The organism is Oerskovia sp. NPDC056781 (assembly GCF_042789955.1).
GTDB classification, from domain to species: domain Bacteria; phylum Actinomycetota; class Actinomycetes; order Actinomycetales; family Cellulomonadaceae; genus Oerskovia; species Oerskovia rustica.
Genome location: NZ_JBHUAD010000288.1, coordinates 1 through 4,364, shown reverse-complemented (window position 1 = coordinate 4,364; position 4,364 = coordinate 1). Strand labels below are relative to the sequence as shown.

The following is a 4,364-nucleotide window of genomic DNA, read 5'->3' as shown; positions in this document are numbered from 1 at the left end:
GTCCAGTGGACTCCGGGCCTTCGTGCTGGTCGGGGTGACAGGATTTGAACCTGCGACCTCGTCGTCCCGAACGACGCGCGCTACCAAGCTGCGCCACACCCCGATTGCTCCTGTTGCGACCGGCCTGCAAAGGGTCCTCGAAAGGTCCCGCCAAACCTGCGCGCTGGAGCCTGCCTAGGATAGCCGACGTTTGCCCCTGCGACGAAACCGGCCCCTCAGCGCGCGGTGAGCGTCACGAGCGTGGCCTCCGGGCGGCACGCGAACCGGAAGGGCGCGTACGGCGAGGTGCCCGCTCCGGCCGACACGTTGAGCCAGGTCGAGTCCTCGCCGCCCGGGGCGTCAGGCCGCGCCCCGGGCCACCCGTGCAGGCCCTTGGCCCGCCCGCGGTCCAGGTCGCAGTTGGTCACGAGCGCCCCGTAGAACGGGACGCAGAGCTGCCCGCCGTGGGTGTGGCCGGCGAGGATCACGTCAGCGCCGTCGTCGTGCATCTGGTCGAGGACACGCACGTAGGGCGCGTGCACCACGCCCATCCGCAGGCCCGACGACGCAGCCTCCGTCCCGTGGTCGCCCGCCACCCGTTCGTGTGCGGCAGGGAAGACGTCCCTGTCCAGGTGCGGGTCGTCGACGCCCACGAGGTCGATGTGCACGCCCCCGACGTCGATCGCGTCGCGGCGGTTGGTGAGGTCGATCCAGCCCGCGGCACGGAACGCGGCGGCCAGCTTGTCCGCGGGGAGCCGCGGCGGGTCGATCTTGTGGAAGATCCGCGCGTCGGGCAGCAGGTACCGGGCAGGGTTCTTCGGCGAGGGCGCGAAGTAGTCGTTCGACCCCATGACGAACGCCCCGGGAGCGCTGCTCAGGAGCGGCTCGAGGGCGTCGAGGAGCGGCTCCAACGAGTCCACGTGCGCCAGGTTGTCGCCCGTGTCGACCACGAAGTCGGGGCGCAGGGCCGCGAGGGACCGGATCCACTCGATCTTGCGCTCCTGCGTGGGCGTGAGGTGGAGGTCCGAGAAGTGCAGGACCCGCACGTCGGACGCCCCCCGAGGGAGCACCGGGACCGTGACCTCACGCAGGGTGAAGAGCTTGGTCTCCAGGTGGGCGTAGGCGAGCGCCCCCGCTCCGGCGGCGGCGAGGGCGCCGACGCCGACGAGCGCGGGGTGCACGCGGGCCCCGGTCAGTCCTGCTCCCCGCCCGGCGTGCCGGTCTCGCCGCCGCCGTTCCCGTTCCCGCCGCCGTTGCCGCCGCCGTTCCCGTTGCCGCCGTTCCCGTTGCCGCCGTTGCCGCCGCCGTTACCGTTCCCGCCGCCGTTCCCGTTGCCGCCGTTGCCGGTCCCACCGTCACTCGGCGGGGTCGTGGGGGTCGTGGGGGTCGTGGTGGTCGGCGGAGCCTGGACCTGGCCGACCATCTTCGGGTCCGGCGCCGGGAACGGCTGGGCAGGGGTGCCTGCGAGGACGGTGTTCATGTAGTCACGCCAGGTCGGCGCCGCGAGGTCCGAGCCGAACCACCACTGCTTGCCGACGCCGTTGATGACGAAGCGCCCGCGCCCGTTGCTCCGCATCTCGACGTTCTTCTCGGCGTTGCCGATCCAGACGGCCGTGGAGACCTGCGGGGTGTAGCCGACGAACCAGGTGTGGGTGTTGAGGTTCGCGGTACCGGTCTTTCCTGCGCTCGGGCGCCCGTCGAGCTGCGACTTCTTGCCGGAGCCCTGGGTCATGACGTTCTCGAGAGCGTAGGTCACGGTGTTGGCCACCGCGGGGTCGAGCGCGGCCGTGCAGTTCGCCGACGGGACCTCGAGGTCCTTGCCCTCCGCGTCGACGATGCGGGTGATCGCGATCGGGTCGCAGTAGGTGCCGCCGCTGGCGAACGTGGCGTAGGCCGCGGCCATCTGCAGGGGAGAGGACTCCTGCGTGCCGATGACCATCGACGGCATCATCTTGACGCCGGCCTCCTTGTCGGCCGTGACGGCCGGCTTGAAACCGATGGCCTCGGCGGTCGACTTGACGTCGCACAGACGCAGCTGGGACTCCATGGACGCGTACGCGGTGTTGATCGAGTTGTACGTGGCGCGCAGGACGGAGATGTTGCCCTGGTCGTTGTTGCCGTCGGAGTTGCTGGGGCTCCAGGGCTTCGCCTCGTTGCGTACCCGCGCACCGCACCAGTCGAAGTCGGTGTTGTTCCACGCGCGCTTGTTCGCGCTCACCGACTCGTTGAGGGTGTGGCCGGACCTGAGCCACTCGGCCAGGAGGAAGGGCTTCCACGTCGATCCAGGGGAGAAGCCTCGGGAGGAGCCGTGAGCCTGGTCCGCGCTGTAGTTCTGCGCGGTCGTGCCCGGCTCGGGCTCGAGGGCCGCGTCGTACGGGCGGTTCTGGGCCATCGCCAGGATCTTCCCGGTGCCGGGCTCGATCGAGACGATCGCGTCCTCGATGCCGCTCGGGTCGTTCGTCGGCACCGCTGCCAGCGCGTTCTCCTCGGCCGCGGCCTGCATCGCGGGGTCGAGCGTCGTCGTGATGTCGAGGCCTCCGCGGTAGAGCAGGGCCTTGCGGTCCTTCTCGGTCTCGCCGAAGCTCGGGTTGGAGATGATGACCTTGGTGACGTAGTCGCAGAAGAACGCCGCGCCGTTCGCGGCCTCGCAGCCGACCTCCACGGGCACGATGTTGAGGGTCGCGGGCAGCGGGGTCGCGACGGCCTCGTCGTGCTCCTGCTGGGTGATGTAGCCCTGTTCGAGCATTCGACGGAGCACCAGGTTGCGCCGCTCCTCGGACTTCGCCGGGTTGGTCACCGGGTCGTACTTGCCGGGCGCGTTGGTCACGCCGGCGATGGTCGCGGCCTCGACGATCGAGAGGTCGGACGCGCTCTTGCCGAAGTAGTGCCGCGCCGCGGTCTCGACGCCGTAGACCCGGACGCCGAACTGCGCGATGTTGAGGTAGCCCTGGAGGATCTCGTCCTTCGTCATGCGCTTCTCGAGAGAGATCGCGAGCTTGGCCTCACGGGCCTTGCGCTCGATGGTGCTCTCCTTGACGGCCTCCATGGCGATGGGGTCCTCGGCGCGGACGGCCTGCTCGATCAGGACGTTCTTGACGTACTGCTGGGTCAGGCTCGACCCACCCTGCTGCGACTTGCCCATCGCGTTGTTCACGGCGGCACGCACGGTGCCCTCGGGGTCGATCCCGCCGTGCTCGTAGAAGCGCTTGTCCTCGGTCGCGACGACCGCGTTCTTCATGTGCTCGGAGACCTGGTCCAGGGGGACCACGATGCGGTTCTCCTGGTAGAACGTCGCGAGCAGCGTGGTGCCGTCCTTGGCGTAGACGCGCGAGAGCTCGGCGAGGGGGCCCGGCTCGAGCTCGTCGGGCAGCTCCTCGAAGATCTGGACGCTGCTGTCGGTGACCTGGCTGGCGCCCGCCGCGAGGGGGATCAGCAGGCCTGCGCCGAGCACGCCGCCGACCCCGGAGACCAGGACGAACGCCAGCAGCAGGGCGATGAGCTGATAGGCGTTGACTTGTCGACGGGGACGCGCAGGGGAAGCCATAGGCGCAAGCCTACGGGAGGGCGCCGACGCTCCTCCGAGGATTCCGGCCTCGTCCGGTGTGCGGGTTGTGTGAGCATCCGTGGGCCGGTTCGGGGAGCAGGTGTGACCTGTGCGCGGGCTGGATGGCGACTACGCTCGGGCGCATGGCAACCACCTGGGAGTACGCGACCATCCCCCTCATCATCCACAACACCAAGGCAGTCCTCGACCAGTGGGGCTCGGACGGCTGGGAGCTCGTCCAGGTCGTCACGGGACCGGACGGGAACGGCCTCGTGGCCTACCTCAAGCGACCGACCGGCGAGAAGTAGTGGCCGGCGTCGTCGACGCCCGGCTCGGCGAGCTGGGCATCACCCTGCCCGACGTCGCCGCGCCCGTCGCCGCGTACGTCCCCGCGGTGCGCACCGGCCGGTACGTGTACACCTCGGGCCAGCTCCCGTTCGTGGCGGGCGCCCTGCCGGCGACCGGCAAGGTCGGTGACGGCGAGGGGCTCGTCGCGCCGACCGACGCGACCGGCTACGCCCGCACGAGCGCGCTCAACGCGCTCACGGCGGTCAAGGCGCTCGTGGGGGACCTCGACCAGGTCTCCCGGATCGTCAAGGTCGTCGGGTTCGTGGCGAGCGACCCGTCGTTCACGGGTCAGCCGGCCGTGATCAACGGCGCCAGCACGGTGCTCGGGGAGATCTTCGGCGACGCAGGCGTCCACGCGCGCAGCGCGGTGGGCGTCGCGGTGCTCCCGCTCGACTCCCCGGTGGAGGTGGAGCTCGTCGTCGAGCTCGCGGACCCCGCGGACGCCTGAGCGACTCGTCCGAGAAGGCGAGAGGCCGGTCGCGCGACCCGTGGG

General features: G+C 70.6%; 4 protein-coding genes and 1 tRNA gene. 2 read left to right on the top strand and 3 right to left on the bottom strand.

Going from position 1 to position 4,364, the window contains the following annotated elements; translation table 11 throughout:
* Nucleotides 1-26 precede the first annotated feature (26 nt).
* The 3 genes from ACFRCR_RS17250 to ACFRCR_RS17240 form a co-directional block, all read right to left on the bottom strand.
* Nucleotides 27-103, bottom strand: a tRNA-Pro gene (locus ACFRCR_RS17250).
* A 112-nt stretch (nucleotides 104-215) separates the two neighbouring features.
* Entirely contained in the window at nucleotides 216-1,160 is a 945-nt protein-coding gene (locus ACFRCR_RS17245; RefSeq protein WP_377679239.1) for a metallophosphoesterase, read from the bottom strand.
* Nucleotides 1,161-1,171: 11 nt separating this feature from the next.
* Nucleotides 1,172-3,523: a transglycosylase domain-containing protein gene (locus ACFRCR_RS17240; protein WP_377679237.1), complete on the bottom strand. Its 2,352-nt coding sequence runs from the start codon at nucleotides 3,521-3,523 to the stop codon at nucleotides 1,172-1,174.
* Nucleotides 3,524-3,666: 143 nt separating this feature from the next.
* Between ACFRCR_RS17240 and ACFRCR_RS17235 the strand changes: the two genes are divergently transcribed.
* Nucleotides 3,667-3,831, top strand: coding sequence for a hypothetical protein (locus tag ACFRCR_RS17235; protein ID WP_021481786.1), 165 nt, complete (start codon nucleotides 3,667-3,669; stop codon nucleotides 3,829-3,831).
* Complete coding sequence (locus ACFRCR_RS17230; RefSeq protein ID WP_377679235.1) at nucleotides 3,831-4,319, top strand: RidA family protein; 489 nt, start codon at nucleotides 3,831-3,833, stop codon at nucleotides 4,317-4,319. Before ACFRCR_RS17235 ends, ACFRCR_RS17230 begins: the two co-directional genes overlap by 1 nt.
* Nucleotides 4,320-4,364: the final 45 nt, after the last annotated feature.

Excerpts from the sequence above, each read along its gene's own strand:
- ACFRCR_RS17240 (WP_377679237.1), bottom strand. The coding sequence starts at position 3,523 with ATGGCTTCCCCTGCGCGTCCCCGTCGACAAGTCAACGCCTATCAGCTC.
- ACFRCR_RS17235 (WP_021481786.1), top strand. The coding sequence starts at position 3,667 with ATGGCAACCACCTGGGAGTACGCGACCATCCCCCTCATCATCCACAAC.